19 protein-coding genes are annotated in these 21,382 nt (G+C 58.2%); 9 read left to right on the top strand and 10 right to left on the bottom strand.

All coding sequences use genetic code 11. The features are described 5' to 3' along the window. The first annotated feature begins 274 nt into the window (after positions 1–274). Positions 275–2,761 (top strand): diguanylate cyclase domain-containing protein, encoded by a 2,487-nt coding sequence (locus VJ698_RS09435; protein ID WP_324102487.1) that lies wholly within the window; start codon positions 275–277, stop codon positions 2,759–2,761. Positions 2,762–2,858: 97 nt separating this feature from the next. Here VJ698_RS09435 and pnp read toward each other — a convergent pair whose 3' ends face one another. Both pnp and rpsO read right to left on the bottom strand, forming a co-directional pair. Further along, positions 2,859–4,991 (bottom strand): polyribonucleotide nucleotidyltransferase, encoded by a 2,133-nt coding sequence (gene pnp, locus VJ698_RS09430; protein WP_324102486.1) that lies wholly within the window; start codon positions 4,989–4,991, stop codon positions 2,859–2,861. Positions 4,992–5,188: 197 nt separating this feature from the next. Continuing rightward, positions 5,189–5,458 carry a 30S ribosomal protein S15 gene (gene rpsO, locus VJ698_RS09425; RefSeq protein WP_324102485.1) on the bottom strand — a complete coding sequence of 90 codons (270 nt, stop codon included), beginning with the start codon at positions 5,456–5,458 and terminating at the stop codon, positions 5,189–5,191. 159 nt (positions 5,459–5,617) lie between these two features. Here rpsO and bamE point away from each other — a divergent pair, with 159 nt between their 5' ends. Beyond that, positions 5,618–6,127 (top strand): outer membrane protein assembly factor BamE domain-containing protein, encoded by a 510-nt coding sequence (gene bamE / locus VJ698_RS09420; protein ID WP_324102484.1) that lies wholly within the window; start codon positions 5,618–5,620, stop codon positions 6,125–6,127. 89 nt (positions 6,128–6,216) lie between these two features. Here the strand turns inward: bamE and VJ698_RS09415 are convergent, their stop codons facing one another. From VJ698_RS09415 to VJ698_RS09390, 6 genes are all read right to left on the bottom strand, one after another. After that, positions 6,217–7,755, bottom strand: a complete 1,539-nt coding sequence (locus VJ698_RS09415; protein ID WP_324102483.1) for a 2-isopropylmalate synthase — start codon at positions 7,753–7,755, stop codon at positions 6,217–6,219. 339 nt (positions 7,756–8,094) lie between these two features. After that, positions 8,095–8,979: a CDP-diacylglycerol--serine O-phosphatidyltransferase gene (gene pssA, locus VJ698_RS09410; RefSeq protein WP_324102482.1), complete on the bottom strand. Its 885-nt coding sequence runs from the start codon at positions 8,977–8,979 to the stop codon at positions 8,095–8,097. Between the two features lie 338 nt (positions 8,980–9,317). After that, on the bottom strand, positions 9,318–10,073 hold the full coding sequence (locus tag VJ698_RS09405; protein WP_324102481.1) for an SIMPL domain-containing protein: 756 nt from the start codon (positions 10,071–10,073) through the stop codon (positions 9,318–9,320). Positions 10,074–10,311: 238 nt separating this feature from the next. Beyond that, positions 10,312–11,328 carry a ketol-acid reductoisomerase gene (gene ilvC / locus VJ698_RS09400; protein WP_324102480.1) on the bottom strand — a complete coding sequence of 339 codons (1,017 nt, stop codon included), beginning with the start codon at positions 11,326–11,328 and terminating at the stop codon, positions 10,312–10,314. A gap of 36 nt (positions 11,329–11,364) precedes the next feature. Then, entirely contained in the window at positions 11,365–11,856 is a 492-nt protein-coding gene (gene ilvN, locus VJ698_RS09395) for an acetolactate synthase small subunit (protein WP_324102479.1), read from the bottom strand. Next, positions 11,856–13,571, bottom strand: coding sequence for an acetolactate synthase 3 catalytic subunit (locus tag VJ698_RS09390; RefSeq protein ID WP_324102478.1), 1,716 nt, complete (start codon positions 13,569–13,571; stop codon positions 11,856–11,858). The genes ilvN and VJ698_RS09390 overlap by 1 nt, the downstream gene beginning before the upstream one ends. 511 nt (positions 13,572–14,082) lie before the next feature. Between VJ698_RS09390 and VJ698_RS09385 the strand changes: the two genes are divergently transcribed. From VJ698_RS09385 to VJ698_RS09370, 4 genes are read left to right on the top strand one after another with little or no spacing between them, the layout of a single operon-like run. Then, the gene (locus tag VJ698_RS09385) at positions 14,083–14,652 is read left to right on the top strand and encodes an RNA polymerase sigma factor (protein WP_324102477.1); all 570 of its coding nucleotides are present in this window, start codon (positions 14,083–14,085) and stop codon (positions 14,650–14,652) included. Beyond that, entirely contained in the window at positions 14,649–15,053 is a 405-nt protein-coding gene (locus VJ698_RS09380) for a DUF3619 family protein (RefSeq protein ID WP_324102476.1), read from the top strand. Before VJ698_RS09385 ends, VJ698_RS09380 begins: the two co-directional genes overlap by 4 nt. A 1-nt stretch (position 15,054) precedes the next feature. Then, the gene (locus VJ698_RS09375) at positions 15,055–15,723 is read left to right on the top strand and encodes a DUF3106 domain-containing protein (RefSeq protein ID WP_324102475.1); all 669 of its coding nucleotides are present in this window, start codon (positions 15,055–15,057) and stop codon (positions 15,721–15,723) included. Between the two features lie 9 nt (positions 15,724–15,732). Next, positions 15,733–16,245 carry an RDD family protein gene (locus VJ698_RS09370; protein WP_324102474.1) on the top strand — a complete coding sequence of 171 codons (513 nt, stop codon included), beginning with the start codon at positions 15,733–15,735 and terminating at the stop codon, positions 16,243–16,245. 9 nt (positions 16,246–16,254) lie between these two features. On the opposite strand, the gene VJ698_RS09365 is transcribed toward VJ698_RS09370, so the two are convergent. Further along, on the bottom strand, positions 16,255–16,986 hold the full coding sequence (locus tag VJ698_RS09365) for an FFLEELY motif protein (protein WP_324102473.1): 732 nt from the start codon (positions 16,984–16,986) through the stop codon (positions 16,255–16,257). 173 nt (positions 16,987–17,159) lie between these two features. Here VJ698_RS09365 and VJ698_RS09360 point away from each other — a divergent pair, with 173 nt between their 5' ends. Genes VJ698_RS09360 through VJ698_RS09350 form a run of 3 tightly spaced genes read left to right on the top strand, consistent with a single transcriptional unit; the run spans position 17,160 to position 20,290 of the window. Continuing rightward, on the top strand, positions 17,160–17,678 hold the full coding sequence (locus VJ698_RS09360; RefSeq protein WP_324102472.1) for a hypothetical protein: 519 nt from the start codon (positions 17,160–17,162) through the stop codon (positions 17,676–17,678). An 8-nt stretch (positions 17,679–17,686) separates the two neighbouring features. Continuing rightward, complete coding sequence (locus VJ698_RS09355) at positions 17,687–19,324, top strand: GMC family oxidoreductase (RefSeq protein WP_324102471.1); 1,638 nt, start codon at positions 17,687–17,689, stop codon at positions 19,322–19,324. A 3-nt stretch (positions 19,325–19,327) separates the two neighbouring features. Next, a complete protein-coding gene (locus VJ698_RS09350; RefSeq protein ID WP_324102470.1) occupies positions 19,328–20,290 on the top strand; it encodes an esterase/lipase family protein in 963 nt (320 codons plus the stop codon). On the opposite strand, the gene corA is transcribed toward VJ698_RS09350, so the two are convergent. Next, complete coding sequence (gene corA, locus VJ698_RS09345; RefSeq protein ID WP_324102610.1) at positions 20,276–21,241, bottom strand: magnesium/cobalt transporter CorA; 966 nt, start codon at positions 21,239–21,241, stop codon at positions 20,276–20,278. The two genes, VJ698_RS09350 and corA, sit on opposite strands and share 15 nt — an antisense overlap. Positions 21,242–21,382: the final 141 nt, after the last annotated feature.

The raw sequence follows: 21,382 nt of genomic DNA, 5'->3' as shown, positions 1-21,382 counted from the left end.
AAAATACATTGTACGACAGCCAATATTCGCTGCTGATCCCGCTCGAGTGGCGACACCGCGGCTCAAAAAGTTGACGTATCGCAACATTCACGTTGCGCGATAGGGAAAAATCGATATCCGAGACTGGGACCGCCTGCATGGCTCGAAACTCAGGCATCTGCTGCCGCCATGGCAAATTTGTAACCAGCAACGTTGTTTTGGTTACAAAAATGATGGGAACTAATCAAGCTCCCTTCATTTCCAACAGGCAACCCATTTCACTTCAGGCAAACTCATGCGTGACTCCTCCGCTCACCCTCCGTCCCTGAACCCGGCGCATCCACAGCCGGCTCAGTCGGCAACGCACGACCGGCTCAGCCTCGCCCTCGAGAGTTCCCGTCAGGTGGCGTTTGACTGGCACATTCCGGATGACCGCTTGTATTTCAGCGGCAAACCATCAAACGAACTCAAGCGCATACTTCGCGACATTACGACGTCACGGACTTCGCGGGCACTGCCGTCGATCATCCACGACGACGACCGCGAAGGTTTCCGCGCATCCTTGCGCGACGTACTCAAGGGCAAGCACCACGGGGATGACGCTTTCCATAACATTGAACTGCGCCTGAAGAACCTGGATCATGACTGGCGCTGGGTGGCCATCAGCGGAAAGATCGTGGATCGGGATGCGCACGGGCGCGCCGTACGCATGGTTGGTACCTTCTCGGATATCGACGGCCGCAAGCGTGCGGAGCGCAAGATCGCACGCCTGCGTGACATCTACGTCGTTCTCAGTCAGGTGAACCAGGCCATCGTCCGGATCAATGATCGCGATGAACTGTTTGCCGAAATCTGCCGTATCGCTGTTGAACAAGGTCGCTTTCAGACGGCATGGATCGACATCAATGGTCATGACGGTATGCGAATGGCATCGGTCGCAGCACATGGAATGCATGCGACGGTCATCTCCGGGACGGCAGTGAGGCTCAACAATGCCATGCTGGGAAAGCACGATCCGGTTGCGTCGTCCATGAGCAACCAGCAGGCCTGGATCTGCAACGACACATTATCTTTGCCTACCTCGACCGGCGACAACGATTTGCTTCAGGCAGGAATCCGCTCCATCGCCTGCTTCCCGTTCGCGCTGTCCGGCCGCCACTTCGGGGCACTGAACCTCTATTCAACGGAAGAGAATTGCTTCGACGCACAGCTTGTCGACCTGCTGAAGGAAATGGTAGACAACATCTCATTCGCTATCGACAACCGCGAGCGCGAATCAGAACGCAAAGCCATTGAGGCGGCGCTGGCGGACAGCGAGAAGTTCAAGAGCGCAATCCTGACCGCTGCGCCGGACTGCATCATTTCAATCAATCATGAGGGGGAAATCATCAGTTTCAACGATGCCGCCGAACTCACGTTCGGCTATCGCTGCGACGACGTGCTCGGCAAGAAGCTGGCTGATCTGATCCTTCCCAGCGACTGGCAGGAGCTGCATCGCCTGGGCATCGAGCGTTTTCTCGCGACGGGTGAGAGCTCTGTCCTCAACAAGCGCATGGAACTGACGGCGATACGCGCCGACCGCTTCACCTTTCCGGTCGAGCTCGCCGTCGTTCCGCTGTGCGCGCAAGAGCATCCGATATTCACCGCATTCATCCGCGACATTTCCGAACGCAAGCACGCAGAAACGCTTCAACTGGGACAGAACCGCATCCTGAACATGGTTGCCACTGGCGTTGCATTGCCGGAAATTCTCACCGAAATCGCCCGCTTCTTCGAGAAGCAGTCTGGCCGCGGGCTGTGCCTTCTCCAGCAGTTGAACGACGAAGGCAATGCCTTGTGCAACCGTATCGCCCCCAGCCTACCGCCGGCCTGCATGTCACAGCCAGAAGACCTTGAAGTTGGGGACTGCCATGGTTCGTCCGGCACTGCCGCATTTCGCGCGCAAGCGGTGACGGTGACATGCATTGCGTCCCATCCTTTGTGGGCCGCACGCCGCGAACATGCGCTCCAGTTCGACTTGAAGGCATGCACAGCCTGGCCTGTGTTCGGACGCAACAAGAAGGTGCTGGGCACATTCGCAGTGTATTTCCGGGAAGCGGTCGCGCCGTCTTTGGTGGAACAGCAACTGATCGAGGTTTGCGCGAATCTCTCCGGCATTGCCATCGAGAGCCGCGCATCGGAAGAGCGAATGCGCTACCTCGCTCACTATGATGGGTTGACCTCCCTGCCCAACCGCTTCCTGTTCAAGGAATATCTGGAGATCGCACTCGGCAATGCGCGACGTCACGGGAAGAAATTTGCCGTGTTCTTCCTGGACCTGGACAAGTTCAAGGAGATCAATGACACGCTCGGCCACGACGCCGGCGACATGGTCTTGCGCGAAATCGCGAAGCGCCTGCGCGCAAGCCTGCGCCATACGGACAAGATTGCACGCATGGGCGGCGATGAGTTTTATGTGCTGATCGAAGACCTTAACGATGGGCGCTACGCCGCAGATGTCGCGCAGAAGCTTCTGGAAGAGGCATCACGTCCGGTGCGTATCGGCGACCGTGAATGTGCGCTAAGCGCCAGCATCGGCATCAGCGTCTATCCCGATGATGGATCCGATGGACAGTCCTTGCTGAAAAGCGCCGACCATGCGATGTATCAGGCCAAGGAGAAGGGGAAAAATGGCTACCAGTTCCATTCCTTTGCCGAAGGCCAAGCTGAAAACAGGATAACGATGACGGGACATCACCTCCGCGCGCGCCATCCCGATCTCGACGCCATGCGACTGTCATGAAAAATCGTCGCGCTGACGCGTCCGGAGCATAAAAAAAAGCCGCCCGTGCATGACGCTACGGGCGGCTTCATTCATTGCAGCCAGACTGCGCCGACAATTACTCCTGCGGCTGTGCCGCGGCGGTGCTCTCCTCTGCGGCAGCGGCCTTCATGGACAGCTTCAGGCGGCCGCGGTCATCCATCTCCAGAACCTTGACGCGCACCTGCTGACCTTCCTTCAGATAATCGGCCACTGCGTTGACGCGCTCGTTGGCAATCTGGCTAATGTGCAGCAGGCCGTCCTTGCCCGGCATGACCTGAACGATCGCACCGAAATCAAGCAGCTTCAGCACCACGCCGTCATAGATCTTGCCGATCTCGACAGAGGCGGTCAACTCTTCGATGCGGCGCTTCGCTTCCTGGCCAGCCGCAGCATCAACGGAAGCGATCGTGACGATGCCTTCATCGGTGATATCGATCTGCGTACCCGTTTCTTCGGTCAGCGCGCGAATGACAGCGCCGCCCTTGCCGATCACGTCACGGATCTTCTCCGGATTGATCTTGATGGTGATCAGGCGCGGAGCAAAATTCGACAGCTCTGCCTTGCCGGATGGCACGGCTTCCTGCATCTTTGCCAGGATGTGCATGCGGCCTTCCTGGGCTTGCGCCAGCGCGACTTGCATGATCTCCTTGGTGATGCCCTGGATCTTGATATCCATCTGCAGTGCGGTAATACCATTGGCAGTACCCGCCACCTTGAAGTCCATGTCACCCAAGTGGTCTTCGTCGCCCAGGATATCGGTCAGTACCGCAAACTTGCTGCCTTCCTTGATCAGGCCCATCGCGATGCCGGCAACGTGCGCCTTCATCGGCACACCCGCGTCCATCAGTGCGAGGCAACCGCCGCACACCGATGCCATCGACGAAGAGCCGTTCGATTCGGTGATCTCGGAGACGAGGCGCACGGAGTAGCTGAACTCTTCCGCCGACGGCAACGCAGCCTGCAATGCGCGCTTTGCCAAGCGGCCGTGGCCGATCTCGCGACGCTTCGGCGTACCAACGCGGCCGGTTTCGCCAGTTGCGAACGGAGGCATGTTGTAGTGGAGCATGAAGCGGTCGGAGTATTCACCCATCAACGCATCGATCTTCTGCTCGTCGCGTGCCGTGCCGAGTGTGGCAACGACCAGTGCCTGGGTTTCACCGCGAGTGAACAATGCCGAACCGTGGGTGCGCGGCAGTACGCTGGTGCGGATGCTGATCGGACGCACGGTGCGCGTGTCGCGACCGTCGATACGTGGCTCGCCCTCGAGGATCTGGGAACGTACGATTTTCGCTTCCAGATCGAACAGGATGCTGCCGACCTCAGCCGAGTCGGGTGCCGCGGTACCGGCGGCTTCAGCTTCGGCGGCGAGCGCCGCATTGACTTCGGCACTGACGTCTTTCAGCTTGCTGGTGCGAGCCTGCTTGTCCTTGGTCTGGTAGGCTTCGCGCAGCTTCGCCTCGGCCAGCCCGGTAACGCGACCAATCAGCGTTTCATTCTTTGCTGGCGGAGCCCAAGCCATTTCCGGCTTGCCGCCATCACGCACCAGGTCATGAATAGCGTCAATGACGACTTTCATCTGATCGTGGCCGAAGACCACTGCGCCAAGCATAACTTCCTCCGACAGCTGCTTCGCTTCAGATTCAACCATCAGCACCGCTTGCTCGGTACCCGCGACCACGAGGTCCAGCTGCGACTTCGCCATCTGGGAAGTGGTCGGATTCAACACATATTGTCCATCGATGTAGCCGACGCGCGCAGCGCCAAGCGGACCATTGAACGGAATACCGGCAACGCAGATGGCGGCCGAGGAGCCGATCATGGATGCGATGTCCGGATCGATTTCAGGATTGACGGAAAGGACGTGCACGATGACCTGCACTTCGTTCAGGTAGCCTTCCGGGAACAGCGGACGAATCGGTCTGTCGATCAGACGCGAGGTCAGGGTCTCCTTTTCCGACGGGCGGCCCTCACGCTTGAAGAAACCACCCGGAATACGACCGGCGGCATAGCTCTTCTCGACATAGTCGACCGTCAGCGGGAAAAAGTCCTGGCCCGGCTTGACGTCCTTCTTCGCGACGACAGTCGCAAGCACGACGGTATCTTCGATCGACACCATCACGGCACCGGACGCCTGGCGAGCGATTTCGCCAGTTTCCAGCGTCACTTTGTGCTGGCCGTACTGGAAGGTCTTGGTAACTTTATTGAACACGGTGTTTCCTTTCTATTTTTGCCGACAGATTTTCAGGCGCTGTCGTTCACCTCACCACAGATGGCATGCCACGCATGACCTACCACCTTTACTGCATGAACCGTCTCCGGATTGCATACTGCAAAATGGCAAAATGCCTGCATCAGCAGACTGACGCAGGCATTTCGTCTATCACCCAGGCGATTGTCGCAACTAACTTACTTGCGCAGACCGAGTTTCTCAATCAGGGAACGATAACGGTTTGCGTCCTTGTTCTTCAGGTAGGAGAGCAGGCGCTTGCGACGATTAACCATCATGATCAGGCCGCGGCGGGAGTGGTGATCCTTGGCGTGGGCCTTGAAGTGGTTGTTGAGCTCGTTGATACGGGCGGTCAGCAGGGCGACCTGCACTTCCGGAGAGCCTGTGTCGTTCGTGCCGCGAGCGTTTTCCGCGATAATGGCGGCCTTGTTGATGTTTTCTACTGACATGGAATACCTTTCACACGCGGTATGCGGAGTCGCAACCCCACGCACCGTGAACAATTGACAAAAATGCTTGGTCAAACCGACCAAGAGGCGCAGTATATAGGAAATACGCCAGCCATTCAAACACTTAGCGGTTTTTGAAAGGGTTTCAAGGGGAAAATCATGAAATTTGCCGTGCGCACTCTTCTTGCTATCCTTGTGGCAACCCTGGCCGCTTGTGCAGGCCTGTTTCCGGCACCGATCAATATAGGCGATTCCGAACAAGACGTCATCGCCCGACGAGGTCAACCGGAACATCGTTATCAGGACGGCAACGACCAGTTGCTGGAATATTCCTATGGTCCGTGGGGACAGCGCACCTACATGGCGCGCATTGGCCCGGACGGAAGGGTTATTTCCTTTGAACAAGTTCTGACGACGGAGAAATTTGCCAGCATCAAGGTGGGAACGTCGACAAAAGAAGATGTGCTCCACACTGTTGGCGCACCCGTGGAAACATCCTACCTTTCGCTGACGGATCTCGAGGTCTGGTCCTATCCATACAAGGAAGGCGGGGTGTGGAATTCGGTGATGCACATTCACTTCGACAGGAACGGCATTGTGCGCAAGATGCTCAACGGACCAGACATGCGGTTTGACCCGGACCGCCGATTCCCGTTTGGCGGGCTGTAGTCATTTGCAGACTGCGAGGATCGTACTGCGCCCGCGCAAATGAAAAAGGCGCCCGCATGGCAGGCGCCTTTTCTACCAAGAGCCTTGTGTTACAGCTGCGGATTCACCTTGTCCACTTTGGATTGCAGCTTGTTCAGCGCAGACAGATAGGCCTTGGCCGACGCCACCACGATATCCGGATCCGCGCCAACACCGTTAACAATCCGTCCTGCCTTGGACAGGCGCATTGTCACTTCGCCCTGCGATTGCGTTCCAGTTGTAATTGCGTTCACCGAGAACAGCAGCAACTCGGCGCCGCTCTTGGCCTGCGACTCGATGGCATTGACAGTCGCATCCACGGGGCCGTTGCCCTCGCCCGAGCAGGACAGCTCCTTGCCCTCCATGGTGAACACAACTTTAGCTGCCGGCCGCTCTCCGGTTTCGGAATGCTGGGACAGGGATACGAAACGGTAGCATTCATTGTCGTGTGAATGCTGTTCATCGGAGACCACGGCGATAATGTCTTCGTCGAAGATATCTGCCTTGCGGTCGGCCAATTCCTTGAAGCGGGCAAATGCGGCGTTCACTTCACTTTCCGACTCGAGCTCGATGCCGAGTTCTTCGAGGCGCTGCTTGAATGCATTGCGGCCGGAAAGCTTGCCGAGCACGATCTTGTTGGCGGTCCAGCCCACATCTTCGGCGCGCATGATCTCATAGGTATCGCGCGCCTTCAGCACGCCGTCCTGATGGATGCCGGACGCATGAGCAAAGGCATTGGCGCCGACCACAGCCTTGTTCGGCTGGACGGCAAAGCCGGTAATCTGCGACACAAGCTTGGATGCCGGAACGATCTGCGTGGTATCGATGCCGACATCGAGATTGAAATAATCCTTGCGCGTCCTGACCGCCATCACGACCTCTTCCAGCGCGGTATTGCCGGCACGCTCGCCAAGCCCGTTGATGGTGCACTCGACCTGGCGAACGCCGCCGATCACCACGCCGGCCAGGGAGTTGGCAACGGCCATGCCGAGGTCATTGTGGCAATGCACGGACCACACCGCCTTATCGGAATTCGGGATGCGCTCGCGCAAGGTCCTGATCATGTTGCCATACAACTCGGGGACACCATAACCAACGGTATCCGGGATGTTGATCGTCGTGGCGCCTTCCGCAATCACCGCCTCGATCACGCGACACATGAAATCAATCTCGGAGCGGCTGCCGTCCTCCGTGCTGAATTCGATATCATCAGTGAATTTCCGTGCAAAACGAACCGCAAGCTTGGCCTGCTCGAATACCTGGTCGGGTGTCATGCGCAACTTCTTTTCCATGTGCAGCGGCGAAGTTGCGATGAAGGTGTGGATACGCTTCCTTGCTGCCGATTCAAGTGCTTCTGCCGCACGGGCGATATCGCGGTCATTGGCGCGCGAAAGCGAACAGACCGTCGAATCCTTAATCACGCCGGCAATGGCCTTGATTGCTTCGAAGTCGCCAGGAGATGCGGCCGCAAAACCGGCTTCGATAACGTCCACGCGCAGCCGCTCCAGCTGCTTCGCGATACGGATCTTTTCCTCCTTGGTCATCGATGCGCCGGGCGATTGCTCGCCATCTCGCAAGGTAGTGTCGAAAATAATCAGTTTGTCGGCCATGCTGCACTCCTTTAGGAAAATTCTGTGATCGTATCGCTTTACATGCATTTTCACCTGCTCTTGCCATATTGACATGAGCCTGGAACTGCACAAATTGTGGGGATAGGGGATTTAGCGCGCGTTAACGCACTAGTAGAAACAGCGGCAGCAGCAGACCCGGTAGCGGGTTGCTGTTCAAAGCGGAGGCGGAAATGTTGATTTCGCGGGACATGCAAAAGACTATAAGCGGAATTATGGAAAAGTGCAACTAGATGAAGTACCGCCAATTTTCATCCTGGCGATTACGGGAGACAAACGCACTGCCAGCCTTCCGCCTCGCGAATCATGCAGCCGCTCTACCTACTCTTTTCCTTCCGGGATATCCGTTTCTGTCGTCTGGACGATGCTTACCGGCTTTCCCTTGGACCGGCGCCAGAAATACACGACGTAGCCTGAGAGTCCGTAGAGCACAAACAGGCCGAACAACACTTTCGGCGGGTCGCCAGCGATCAGCACGAATACAAGAACGATCAGGAACACAGCGATGAACGGGACCGACTTGCGGAAGTTGATTTCCTTGAAGCTGTAGAATGGAACGTTGGTCACCATGGTCAACCCGGCATACAGCGTGATCGTCCAGGAGAACCAACTCAGCTCCGTGCCGACATAGCGCAAATCGTCCATCAGCCAGACAAAACCGGTGACCAGGGCCGCAGCCGCCGGGCTGGGCAAACCCTGGAAATACCGCTTGTCCACGACTCCAATATTGGTGTTGAAGCGGGCCAGGCGCAGTGCGGCACCAGCGCAGTAGACAAAGGCGGCAAGCCAGCCGAGCTTGCCCATGCCCCTCAAGGACCATTCATACACGACCAACGCGGGCGCCGCGCCGAAGGACAGCATGTCCGACAGGCTGTCGTACTGCGCGCCGAATTCGCTCTGGGTATTGGTCAGCCTCGCCACGCGCCCATCGACGCTATCGAGCAGCATGGCGGCGAAAATCGCCACTGATGCGTAATCGAACTTGAGATTCATCGCCATCACAATGGCAAAGAATCCGCAGAAAAGGTTGGCTGTCGTAAACGCGTTTGGAAGCAGGTAGATACCCCGGCTACGCATCTTGGGCTCGGTCGGATGGAATTCTTCACCGGGAGGCATTGCTTGCGGCGGAGTCCGCTTGTTCAGCCGCGCCGCCCTGGGAAATACCCCGACATTGCTCTTGGCTTTACGACGATTGAAGGTTGCCATGCTGAGTCCGTTTTAATAATGGTGCAAATAAGATCGCAGATCGGCAAGGATCGTTTCCGTGACTGACACATTATCCCCTACCCGCGCTTTTGACGTCACGAAAGGACGCCGGCACAAGCGAGCATGGGAGCGAAACAGGTACGCACGCGCGTGATGCAGCCCAAGCTCGGATTCACGGTCCTTGCTGAAGTTACGTGGCATACGAGGCGGGTTCGGTAACCGTGCGGCCAATATGGTGTTCCGGATACAAGCAGAAATGCGTGGCTATTCTAGACGAGCGGCAATGAAATGTAACCCCTGCCACTTCCTCGCCCCAGGTGCCGGGACGCCAGCCTGCCTTATTTGAACCGAAATTTTCCCACCACACGCATGCTCAGGCTCGTTTCCCCTGGTTCGAAGCTTGGTTCTTCGACCTGGACCTCGTATTGCGATGCACCCATCGCTTTCGCCGCGCGCACGTCGTGCTGCGGGACGAAGATGGCCGGCCCTTCGAAGTCCAGAGTTTCGAGGACGGCGTCAGATGGGCTTTTCCCAAGCGCCTTTGCAATCGCAGCGATGCGCTCCGCCAGGTTCTGGTACGCCGCGGCAATTCGCTGCTCCTCCAGTTTCTTCGCGGTAGTTTCCGTCAATCCAAAATACAAGGCATTCAGCGCGAGCACGCGTTGCGCGGAAGCGATCGTTTTGGGAAGGCCGTTGAGATTCTGCGTCGTGACATCGAGGAATTGACCGACACGCCATCCCACGGGCTGGCGCTGCCGATTGGCCTGGCGCGCCTGGTCATGATCGTTTCCATAGACCGGATAGGTGTAATAGCTGCGTGTTTTCAATGACGCCGTCGGATCTTCTCGCCTGACGATCTCCATTCCCTGCTTCATCTTCTGGTTCACACGCGATGCTGCTGCCGCCTTATCCTTGTCCTGCTCCTCGATCATGAGGGTGGCGTGCGCCTCATCGTTTGGATGTTTCACATCTCCGGAGGCGGAAACCACAACCAGGGTTCCGGTTGTCTGGACCGGGGATTGCGTCTGCGCCCGGGCACTTGCCAGGCCAGCGAACAGGATCAGCGCGACAAGACTGATGGCGAGTCGGGACATTGCGACCTCCAGAAAAAATGATTGCGGTAAGCAAGCTCAGGAATCAATTCATTCTACTCAACCAGGCCGCGATTGCTTCAGGGCCGAGATCAGGCGAAGGCGTGTTTCAAGGAATGAGTCGGTTTTGCACATTGTTGCGCCAACCAAATGAAAAAAGCCGTGCCTGCGCACGGCTTTTCGACCGAGCGCGGGTTGCGCATGCAAGCGCAACCCGCAGGATGCCCGGATGGAATCGATATCAGTTCTTCGATTGATCGACCAGCTTGTTCTTTTTGATCCACGGCATCATCGCGCGCAGCTTCTCACCGACCTGCTCGATCTGGTGCTCGGCAGTGATCCGACGGCGGGAAGTCAGCGTCGGAGCGCCAGCCTTGTTTTCCAGGATGAAGCTCTTGGCGTATTCACCGGTCTGGATATCCTTCAGGCATTGACGCATCGCATTCTTGGTGTCTTCGGTCACGACGCGCGGGCCGGTGACATATTCGCCATACTCAGCGTTGTTCGAGATCGAGTAATTCATGTTGCCGATGCCGCCTTCGTAGATCAGGTCAACGATCAGCTTCAGTTCGTGCAGACACTCGAAGTATGCCATTTCCGGAGCATAGCCAGCTTCCACCAGTGTCTCGAAACCGGCCTTGATCAGTTCAACCGTACCGCCGCACAGCACGGCCTGCTCGCCGAACAGGTCGGTCTCGGTCTCTTCACGGAAGTTGGTTTCGATGATGCCGGCACGGCCACCGCCGTTTGCCATGGCGTAGGACAGGGCGATGTCGCGTGCGCTGCCGGACTTGTCCTGATACACGGCAACCAGATGCGGCACGCCGCCGCCTTGCGTGTAGGTGCTGCGCACCGTGTGGCCCGGAGCCTTGGGCGCAACCATGATGACGTCGAGGTCGGCGCGCGGCACAACCTGGCCGTAGTGGACGTTGAAGCCGTGGGCAAATGCCAGCACAGCGCCCTGCTTCGCGTTCGGAGCAACGTTCTCGTTGTAGACCTGGGCGATATTTTCGTCAGGCAGCAAAATCATGATGACGTCGGCAGCCTTGACTGCTTCATTGACTTCAGCGACGTTCAGTCCGGCGTTCTTGGCCTTTTCCCAGGATGCGCCACCTTTGCGCAGGCCAACGGTGACCTTGACGCCGGAATCGTTCAGGTTCTGAGCATGTGCATGACCTTGGGAACCGTAGCCGATGATGGTGACGTTCTTGCCCTTGATCAGGGACAGGTCACAGTCCTTGTCGTAGAAAACTTTCATTGATCTTCCTAACTTATAGTGTTGTTGATACTGGTTTTAAACTTTGAGAATGCGCTCGCCGCGCCCGATACCCGATCCGCCGGTGCGGACTGTTTCGAGGATCGCCGTGCGGTCGATCGAATCGATGAAAGCGTCGAGCTTCGACTTGTTCCCCGTCAGTTCGATCGTGTAAGTCTTCTCAGTGACGTCGATGATGCGGCCACGGAAGATGTCCGCGGTACGCTTCATTTCCTCGCGTTCCTTGCCGACAGCGCGCACCTTGATGAGCATGAGCTCGCGCTCGATGTGTGAGCCTTCGGTCAGGTCGACCACTTTCACGACTTCGATCAGGCGGTTCAGGTGCTTGGTGATCTGCTCGATCACGTCATCCGAACCGGTTGTGACGATCGTCATGCGCGACAGGGTTGCATCTTCGGTCGGCGCCACGGTCAAAGTTTCGATATTGTAGCCGCGCGCGGAAAACAGGCCGACCACGCGCGACAACGCCCCTGCTTCATTCTCAAGCAAAACAGAAATAATGTGTCGCATTACAGATCCTCCGAACCCAGAAGCATTTCAGTCAAGCCCTTTCCGGCTTTCACCATCGGCCAGACATTTTCGGTTTGATCCGTAATGAAGTTCATGAATACCAGCTTGTCCTTCATGCCGAACGCTTCCTTCAGCGCGCCTTCGACATCGCCCGGTTTCTCGATTTTCATGCCGACGTGGCCGAAAGACTCGGCCAGCAGGTTGAAGTCCGGAAGCGATTCCATGTACGACTCAGAGTAGCGCGAGCCATACTCGATCTGCTGCCACTGGCGCACCATGCCGAGGTAACGGTTGTTCAGCAGGATGATCTTCGGCGTGAGGTGATACTGCTTGCAGGTGGCGAGTTCCTGGATACACATCTGGATCGAGGCTTCGCCGGTGATGCATGCGACAGTTGCACCCGGATTGGCCATCTGTACGCCCATCGCGTATGGCAGGCCGACACCCATGGTGCCCAGCCCGCCGGAATTGATCCAGCGGCGCGGCTTGTCGAATCCATAGTACTGTGCTGCCCACATCTGGTGCTGGCCGACGTCGGACGTGATAAAGGCGTCGCCCTTGGTCACCTCCCACAGCTTGCGCACGACTTCCTGTGGCTTGATGACATCCTTGGAGGTAGCAAACTTCAGGCATTCGCGACCGCGCCACTCGTTGATCTGGCGCCACCAGGCTGCCAGGGCTGCCGCATTCGGCTTGGTCTCTGCAGCGTCGAGCTGGGACAGCAGGTCGACCAGCACGTCCTTCACATTACCGACGATCGGAATGTCGACCTTCACGCGCTTGGAGATCGAAGACGGATCGATGTCGATGTGGATGATCTTGCGCGGATGCGTGGTGAAGTGCTTCGGGTTGCCGATCACGCGGTCATCGAAGCGCGCACCGACGGCAATCAGCACGTCGCAGTGCTGCATCGCCATATTCGCTTCATAGGTACCGTGCATGCCGGGCATGCCAACGAACCTGTCACTCGACGCGGGATAGGCGCCCAGGCCCATCAGTGTGTTCGTGCAGGGATAGCCGAGCTTGTCTACCAGCTTCTGCAGCTCGGGCGCGGCGTTGGCCAGGATGACGCCGCCGCCGGTGTAGATCATCGGACGCTCTGCCGTCAGCAGCAGCTGCACGGCCTTGCGGATCTGGCCGGAATGACCCTTGTCGACCGGCTTGTAGGAGCGCATTTCGAGTTCCTTCGGATACTCGTACGCGCACTTGTGGATCGTGACGTCCTTGGGAATATCGACCAGTACCGGCCCCGGACGGCCGGTCGTGGCGATGAAGAATGCTTTCTTGATCGTCGTCGCGAGATCTTTGACGTCCTTGACGAGAAAGTTGTGCTTCACGCAGGGGCGCGTAATGCCAACCGTGTCGCACTCCTGGAATGCGTCCTGTCCGATCGCGTGCGTTGGCACTTGACCTGTGATGACCACCATCGGGATCGAGTCCATGTAGGCTGTCGCCAGGCCGGTGACCGCATTGGTCACGCCGGGACCGGAGGTCACGAGGGCGACGCCAACCTTGTTCGAGCTGCGCGAGTACGCATCGGCTGCATGAACTGCTGCCTGCTCATGGCGTACCAGGATATGCTGGAATTTGTTCTGCTTGAAGATTTCGTCGTAGATGTAAAGCACTGCGCCGCCGGGATAACCGAAGACATGTTCAACACCTTCTTCGGCAAGGCAGCGCGCGACGATTTCCGCGCCTGTCAATTCGTTACTCATTGCTTGGTTCCTTTCAAGGTCCATTGGAAATTGATCGGATGCTCTCTCCTGGCGAAACCGCGAGGAACGACAGTGCAATGGCTTCCCTTCCTTGTGCGGTCACGCCGCTTCGTCGCACACCCGTAGGTGCGGTTCAAAACGACGCTAAACGCAACTCGTTCAGCCAGAATTACTGCCGTGCAAATGCGTATTTCTCACGCTTGTGGCATGGGTTAGAGCAAACAGCTTTTAAATGTTAAAGCGCGTCTGTTCGGAAGACGGCATTATGGGCCGCGCGAAAAGACAAGTGCCTTCGTGGATATGAAGGGACTGATAAGTTAATGCGTCGCATCATTTTGGTCAAGCTAAATTCTCGTAAAAGCCTTAGAAATCAAGCATATTCTGCAAAGCGTGTGCACGCTGACAGCTTTTTTGCTAGCATGCGCACAGTTTGCGGAAGCGGTGCCCGAAGGCACCTTTTCCGCTCGATCCACAACTCCCCTGGCGGCCCGGATACAAGCTGCCGTATCGCATGGCCACTGATAAAGAACTGTCCGACTTTCTGGAAAACGTAGAACGCCGCGCCTTCAAGCAGGCCCTCTACGCAGTTCGCAAGGACGAGGCGGCGCTTGACATTGTTCAGGATGCAATGATCAAGCTCGCAGAAAAGTACGGCAACAAACCGGCGGCAGAACTGCCGCTGCTGTTTCAGCGGATCCTGCAGAACACGATCCATGATTACTTCCGTCGCGAGAAGGTGCGCGGATCCTGGATCAGCCTCTTTTCCGGGTTGGGCGGCGAGCAGGACGACCCCGAAGGCTTCGACCTGCTGGAAACCTATGAGGCCGAGGCCGGGACGGAAGCCGCCGAATCCAGCGCCGACAAGGTCGAACGCCAGCAGGTGCTTGCTGCCATAGAGCAAGAGATACAGAAACTGCCGGCGCGTCAACGGGAAGCCTTCCTTATGCGTTATTGGCAAGACATGGATGTAGCCGAAACGGCTGCGGCGATGGGTTGTTCCGAGGGCAGCGTAAAGACCCACTGCTCGCGCGCGACACACACCCTGGCTCAGGCGCTCAGAGCCAAAGGAATCACACTATGAATTCGAACCAACTGAACTTCGCGTACAAGGTAAGGCACGCGCTCAACGAAAATCTTGACAACCTGCCGGCATCAACCACAGATAGGCTGGCTTCTGCTCGCAGAATCGCCTTATCTCGCCAGAAAAAGGAATCGCCGCTGCACGCGCTTGCGCCGCAGCGATTGATTGCCGGGCCGGCAGGCGTCATGTTCGGCGAACGCCTTTCCTGGTTTGCGCGCATGGGCGTGGCGGTGCCGCTGATTGTCCTGGTCTTGGGCCTGACTGGCATTTACCGTTACGAGCAGCAGCGCCGCATCAATGATACTGCCGACATCGACGCCGAAGTCCTGTCGGACGAATTGCCGCTGACGGCATACCTCGATCATGGTTTCAATGCCTACCTCGCCAAACGAGGCGAGTAAGATGATGATGGACTTTTTCCCGACCACCGCCCGCACTTCGCGGGCGGTGGTCATTTTATGCCTGTCACTTGTCATACCGTTAAGTAGCGCGGCGCTGGATGCACATGCGCAGCCTGCGGCAGCAGCATCGGCCGCAACCGTGGCGCGCAATGTACCCGCATCAAAGCCGCAGGTTACGTCGAAACCGCTCTGGGCAGAACTGACACCGGCGCAGCAGCAGGCGCTGGCGCCCCTCGCCCCGGAATGGGACAGGCTCGATTCATTCCGCAAGAAGAAGTGGCTGGCGATCGGCAACAAGTACGCCACAATGAAACCCGATGAGCAGCAGCGCGTGCAGGAACGCATGCGCGACTGGGTCAAGCTGACACCTGAGCAGCGCCGTATCGCCCGCGAGAATTATGCGCGCGCCAGGAAGCTCGACAGGAACCAGAAGTCGGCGCACTGGGAGGAATATCAGCAGTTGTCCGAGGAACAGAAGAAGAAACTCGCAGCTTCGGCGGCATCCCGGAAGCGCGTCGCGACGCTGCCCTCCCCGTCTTCCCAAAGGAAGAACGCCAAGACAATACCGCCGATCAAATCGGCACCGAAGCCTGTCCTGGAGCAGTCCGTCACGCCAAAGGCGGCGGCAAAATCGCCCATTCAACCATCCGCTCAACCCGAAAAACAATAAGTCCTGCAGTTGAACAATACACCCACACCCTCACTCAGGCGCCGGCTTGCCAGCATGGTCTATGAAGCCATGCTGATGTTCGGCGTGCTGTTCATTTCCGGCTATCTCTTTTCCACGCTACTGCAGCAACGGCATGCCTTGTACCTGCGCAACGCCATGCAGGACTGGCTGTTCGTGGTGATCGGCCTCTATTTCGTCTGGTTCTGGACGCACGGCGGCCAGACGCTCGCGATGAAAACATGGCGCCTCCGGCTGGTAACCCGGGACGGATTGCCGGTAGGTGTGAAGCGTGCCATCGGACGATACCTGCTTTCCTGGCTCTGGATTCTTCCCGGGCTGGCTGCAGCTTGGGCGGTTGGCGCAAGGAACTGGACGATGGTGTTGATTCCCTCGGCAAATGTGCTGCTCTGGGCGCTGACGGCTTACCTCGATCCGCAGCGGCAGTTCCTGCATGACCGCATGGCGGGTACGCGCATCATTCGCATGCCGGACCTTCCTGCCAAAGGCGGTGCGAAGAAATAGCACTTCGTATCAGGCAGACTCCACGCATGGCTGGTTGCTCGTCGAGAACACCGAAAAAGGCTTGCTGCCGGCGTCATAAAGCGCGTCCATGATTCGCCTTTCGCGCTGGATAATCGTAGTGACGAAATCCTGCGGGCGCCCCGTTCCCTTGAATGCCTTGAAACCCCGCTCAAGAAAGCTGTGCAGCTCCGTCAGCCCGGCGAGCTTCGCCGGCCCGCGCATCATGGCCAGCGTACTTCCGATCAGCGGCACGCGCACGAGTTCGCAGAGCGCGGATCCGACCGATTCAACCTGTGCCAGCTGACGCTCGCGATCGCCACGCTTGCCGACCTTTCTGTACGCGGCGATGTAGTCGTCTTCCGTAAACTCCTCCCCCAGCCGCTCCGCCATGCCGGCATCCAGCTTTTCAGACAAGGCATCCAGCGCCACCGCTTCGGCAACGGCTTCCAGCGCTGCAACCGGCAGCAGGCGCTCCATTGATGGCAGGACGCGTTCAAGGTCGACATCACGCCGGGTGAGGTCATGCGGACCATAAAGATCACTCAGGAAAAAGCGTGCCGCAGGGCCCGTTGCGCGGTCCGACAACAGATCGGCATGGGTTCGGGCCATGCGCTGCGCCTGGAACTCCCTTAATGCAATTCGTGCCGCATTGACGGCAGGATCCGCCTTGGCCTTGCTGCGTTCGGCGATGACGGCTTCCAGGTCGCCGCGGAGCCTCGCGATAATTTCCGGTTTGTTCATTGACATCAAGGACTGTGAATTCCGGCCAGCGAAAGTGATGATGGCGACTATTCTGAATGATCAACAGAGAGTGGTCTTGCGCAAATCGGTTCTAGAACTAGAACTCTATTTTGCGAAGGTAACCGCTACTTACGCTGGGTTACACTGGACAAAAACCATCATAACGAGGAGATATGGCAACCACCCTTACCCGCCGTTCCTTTTTGAAGGCCGGCCTGGTTGGCGCACTCGCGCTTGCGGCGGCCGGGGGCATCTATCGTGCCACGCGCCGACCAGCCGCCCCTGAACGCTTCGTGCTGGACGATGCGGCGAAGGCCGTGCTCGGCGCGGTGATTCCCGTTGTCCTGAAGGATGCGATCGATCCGACGCCAGCCATGGTCCAGGCAGCGACGGCGCGCGTGGACGTGGCGATCAGTGGATTGCCGTTCGCGACGCAAAAGGAGATCCAGGACTTGTTCGGTCTGCTGACGCTCGGTCCTGCGCGACGATTCCTGGCAGGCATTCCCGACGACTGGCCGAAGGCCCGGCAGGAGGACATCGCCGCCTTCCTGCAGAACTGGCGCTTGAGCCGTTTCGGCCTGCTGCAAAGCGCTTACCAGGCACTGCATGACCTCATCCTCGGCGCCTGGTATGGCGACGAGTCGACGTGGGCGGCCATCGGTTACCCCGGCCCGATCAAGGAACTGAGCTGAAAGACGCCATGACAAATACATCCACAAGCCCAATCCCGGACCCGATCCAGGCAGGCCTTGCCAATGGCTGGAAGGTCATTGATGCAGCGACACTGAAAGACAAGCGCACCGTCGAAGCTGATGTCGCCATCATCGGCACCGGTGCGGGTGGAGGCGTGACGGCGGAAATCCTCGCACTGGCCGGTTTGAATGTCGTACTGATCGAGGAAGGCCCACTCAAGTCCTCCAGCGACTTCAAGATGCGCGAAGCGCAGGCCTATCCCGCGCTCTACCAGGAATCCGCGGCGCGCAAGACGAAGGACAAGGCCATTAACATCCTTCAAGGTCGTGCGGTCGGCGGATCGACCACCATTAACTGGACTTCCAGCTTCCGTACGCCCAAGAGCACCTTGAATTACTGGCAGGAAGCATTCGGCCTGCATGATTACACGACCGAATTGATGGCGCCCTGGTTCGCGATGATGGAGCGGCGCCTGAACATCGAGAGCTGGCCGCTTCCGCCAAACAGGAACAATGAACTGCTGAGAGAGGGCGCGACCAAGCTTGGCATTCCTGTTGCCGGCATACGGCGCAATGTAAAGGGGTGCTGGAACCTCGGTTACTGCGGCATGGGATGCCCGACCAATGCCAAGCAGTCGATGCTGATCACGACCATCCCCGCGGCCCTGTCGCGTGGCGCAACGCTGCTCACGCGCGCGCGCGCGGAGAAGTTCCTTTTCTCGGGCGACAAGGTCGACAGCCTTTCCTGCGTTGCGCTCGACGAGACGGGACTTGCCCCATCAGGCACGACGATCAACGTGCGGGCACGCCATTACGTGGTTGCGGGAGGCGCGATCAATTCACCTGCGCTGCTGCTGCGCTCGCAGGCTCCCGATCCGAACGGCCTGCTCGGAAAGAGGACCTTCCTGCATCCGACGGTCATTTCGTCGGCCCTGTTCGCGCAAAAAGTTGAGGGCTTCTCCGGCGCGCCGCAGACCGTGTATTCGGACCACTTCCTCGGCACCCAGCCGATTGATGGCGCGATCGGCTACAAGCTGGAAGCGCCACCGCTGCATCCCCTGCTGTTCTCCACCACGATGGCTGGTTTCGGCGCGCAGCATGCCGCGACCATGAAACAGTTTGCCCACGCGCATGCTTTGCTTGCACTCCTGCGCGACGGCTTCAATGAAGAATCCGTTGGCGGCACCGTGCAACTGAAGGATGACGGCTCGCCGGTGCTGGATTACCCAATCTCCGATTTCGTGTGGGACGGTGTCAGGCGCGCCTTGCTCACCATGGCGGAAATCCAGTTCGCTGCAGGCGCGCAGGTCGTGGTGCCGGTGCACGAGATGGCCGAAGCCTATACGAGTTGGCCGGCAGCAAAGAAAGCGATCGAGGCCTTGCCTTACAAACCGCGCACTACGCGCGTCGTTTCTGCGCACGTGATGGGCGGGTGTACCATGTCGGATGATACGAAACGCGGCGTGGTGGCTTCCAACGGGCGCTACCATGGTGTGAGCAACCTGTCGGTACATGATGGATCGCTGTTCCCGACATCCATCGGCGCCAATCCGCAACTGTCGATTTACGGCATCACGGCGCGCCTCGCCAGCGGCCTCGCCACGCAACTGACCGGGAAACCAGCACCGAGACCCAGTGCCATGTAAGAGATGATCGTACGCATCACGCGACTGCTGCTGCTCATCCAGTTCCTGATTGCCATCGGGATCTACCTCGTCATCATCCGGTCGTTCCACGGCATCGCCGCCCCCTTCGCGGCGGTGCTTAGCCTGGCTATCGTCATCGTCGTGCGCCTGGCCATCACCAGTAACAATTTCCTGCTCGCGTCGCGTTACAGCAGCGAAACGCCGCCGAATTTCCGCGTCGGCTGGCGGGATGCCTTCCGCTTGTTTCTCGGCGAATTCAGGGCGACCATGACGGCTTCGTCATGGACCATGCCATTTCGCACCTTCTCGCGGCGCATCCCGGATCATCCACAGGGCTTGCCGGTATTGCTGATCCATGGGTACGGCTGCAACAGCGGTTACTGGCGCCCCATGAGCAATGCATTGCTGAAGGCGAACATCTTGCATCATGCGGTGGATCTGGAGCCGATTGTCGGCGGCATCGATGAATATGTGCCGCTGATTCACGGCGCCGTCGAGCGGCTGCGCCAGGAAACAGGTCATGACAAGATCGTGATTCTTGCGCACAGCATGGGCGGCCTCGCAGCCCGGGCTTACCTGCGCGATCACGGCTCGCAACATGTCGCGAGAGTCATCACCCTCGGCACGCCGCACCGCGGCACGGCGCTGGCGCATTTCGGCGTCGGCGTGAATACGCACCAGATGCGCTGGACTGCCACCGAACAGGAAGGCATCGCCAGCGAGTGGCTGCTCAAGCTGGCGGCGAGCGAAGATCCCGCCGTGTACCGGTTGTTCGTGTCGATCTACTCGCACCAGGACAACATCATTTCGCCCCAGACTTCATCGCATCTGGAAGGCGCAAGGAACATTGAAATCCATGCGGTCGGCCATGTCGCACTGGGCTATGATCCGCGCGTCCAGGCGCAGGTAATCCGGGAGATACGTGATGCGTCCGCCACCGTCACCGGGCTTTCACAGCCAGCCTGAGCGCCTGAAACGCCGATACAGGTAGCCACATACTCCGGCCACAACAAAAATGGCAGCCGGATATCCATAGCGCCATTTCAGTTCCGGCATGTACTCGAAATTCATGCCCCAGACCCCGAAAAAGGCGGTTGCCACGGCGAAGATCGCAGCCCACGCGGCCAGCCGCTTGTTCACCTCGCTCTCGTCAATGGTGACCATCGAGAGATTGACCTGGATTGCCGTCGCGATGGTGTCACGGATGTTGTCGATCGAAGTATTGATGCGGTACAGGTGGTCATACACATCGCGGAAATATTCCTGCGTATTCATGCAGAGGCGGGGAACACGCCCGCCGTACAGCTTCGCGACGGCTTCCATCAAGGGGCTCACCGCATGCTTCAGGATCGTCACTTTGCGTTTGAGCTGGTATAGCCGTTCGATGTTGGCGCGCTCGGATCCCTTGATAAAGATTTGCTCTTCGATGGTTTCCAGCTCCGATTCCAGCGCATCGATGATTGGAAAATAGCGATCGACCACTGCGTCGATCAATGCGTAAAAAACGAACGCTGCGCCCTGTTTCAGCAGATGCGGTTCGCGCTCGCAGCGCGCCCGCACGTCGAGCAAACCCTGCCTACTCTTGTTCCTGACCGACAGCACATAGTTTTCCTCGACGAAGATGTCCAGTTCGCCGACGAGAAGTTCGCCACCGTTCATTTCGACCGTATGGACAACAGCGAAGAGAGAATCGCCATACTCTTCGAGCTTGGGTCGCTGGTGTCCGTGCAGAGCATCCTCGACTGCAAGCTCGTGCAGCCCGAACTGCTGCTGCATCTGCTTGAGTTCATCCGGCTGCGCATCCTTCAAGGCCACCCAGACAAAGCATCCTGGTTTGTGCAGGAATTCGCCGATCTGCTGCGCCGGAACTTCCGCCAGCCTTTTCCCGTCCTGGTATGCAACGCAATTGAGCAGCATGAATGTTTTCCCCGGATAGTCGTCGCGCATCGCCCGTTTCCAGGCGGACTCGCATCGTGATTGTCAGCCATCAATGCGTAGCGGACGCTTCATCTTCAGCATCACATTGAATTGCGACAAGCATAACGCGATTTGAACTTT

The sequence above is a fragment of the Noviherbaspirillum sp. genome (genome assembly GCF_035254685.1).
Classification (GTDB): Bacteria; Pseudomonadota; Gammaproteobacteria; order Burkholderiales; family Burkholderiaceae_D; genus Noviherbaspirillum.
This window is presented reverse-complemented; position numbering and strand designations above follow the sequence as displayed.

What these genes read in the sequence shown, in the direction of transcription:
- VJ698_RS09435 (WP_324102487.1), top strand. Translation starts at nt 275, where the DNA reads ATGCGTGACTCCTCCGCTCACCCTCCGTCCCTGAACCCGGCGCATCCA.
- rpsO (WP_324102485.1), bottom strand. Translation starts at nt 5,458, where the DNA reads ATGTCAGTAGAAAACATCAACAAGGCCGCCATTATCGCGGAAAACGCT.
- bamE (WP_324102484.1), top strand. Translation starts at nt 5,618, where the DNA reads ATGAAATTTGCCGTGCGCACTCTTCTTGCTATCCTTGTGGCAACCCTG.
- VJ698_RS09415 (WP_324102483.1), bottom strand. Translation starts at nt 7,755, where the DNA reads ATGGCCGACAAACTGATTATTTTCGACACTACCTTGCGAGATGGCGAG.
- pssA (WP_324102482.1), bottom strand. Translation starts at nt 8,979, where the DNA reads ATGGCAACCTTCAATCGTCGTAAAGCCAAGAGCAATGTCGGGGTATTT.
- VJ698_RS09405 (WP_324102481.1), bottom strand. Translation starts at nt 10,073, where the DNA reads ATGTCCCGACTCGCCATCAGTCTTGTCGCGCTGATCCTGTTCGCTGGC.
- ilvC (WP_324102480.1), bottom strand. Translation starts at nt 11,328, where the DNA reads ATGAAAGTTTTCTACGACAAGGACTGTGACCTGTCCCTGATCAAGGGC.
- ilvN (WP_324102479.1), bottom strand. Translation starts at nt 11,856, where the DNA reads ATGCGACACATTATTTCTGTTTTGCTTGAGAATGAAGCAGGGGCGTTG.
- VJ698_RS09390 (WP_324102478.1), bottom strand. Translation starts at nt 13,571, where the DNA reads ATGAGTAACGAATTGACAGGCGCGGAAATCGTCGCGCGCTGCCTTGCC.
- VJ698_RS09385 (WP_324102477.1), top strand. Translation starts at nt 14,083, where the DNA reads ATGGCCACTGATAAAGAACTGTCCGACTTTCTGGAAAACGTAGAACGC.
- VJ698_RS09380 (WP_324102476.1), top strand. Translation starts at nt 14,649, where the DNA reads ATGAATTCGAACCAACTGAACTTCGCGTACAAGGTAAGGCACGCGCTC.
- VJ698_RS09375 (WP_324102475.1), top strand. Translation starts at nt 15,055, where the DNA reads ATGATGATGGACTTTTTCCCGACCACCGCCCGCACTTCGCGGGCGGTG.
- VJ698_RS09365 (WP_324102473.1), bottom strand. Translation starts at nt 16,986, where the DNA reads ATGAACAAACCGGAAATTATCGCGAGGCTCCGCGGCGACCTGGAAGCC.
- VJ698_RS09360 (WP_324102472.1), top strand. Translation starts at nt 17,160, where the DNA reads ATGGCAACCACCCTTACCCGCCGTTCCTTTTTGAAGGCCGGCCTGGTT.
- VJ698_RS09355 (WP_324102471.1), top strand. Translation starts at nt 17,687, where the DNA reads ATGACAAATACATCCACAAGCCCAATCCCGGACCCGATCCAGGCAGGC.
- VJ698_RS09350 (WP_324102470.1), top strand. Translation starts at nt 19,328, where the DNA reads ATGATCGTACGCATCACGCGACTGCTGCTGCTCATCCAGTTCCTGATT.
- corA (WP_324102610.1), bottom strand. Translation starts at nt 21,241, where the DNA reads ATGCTGCTCAATTGCGTTGCATACCAGGACGGGAAAAGGCTGGCGGAA.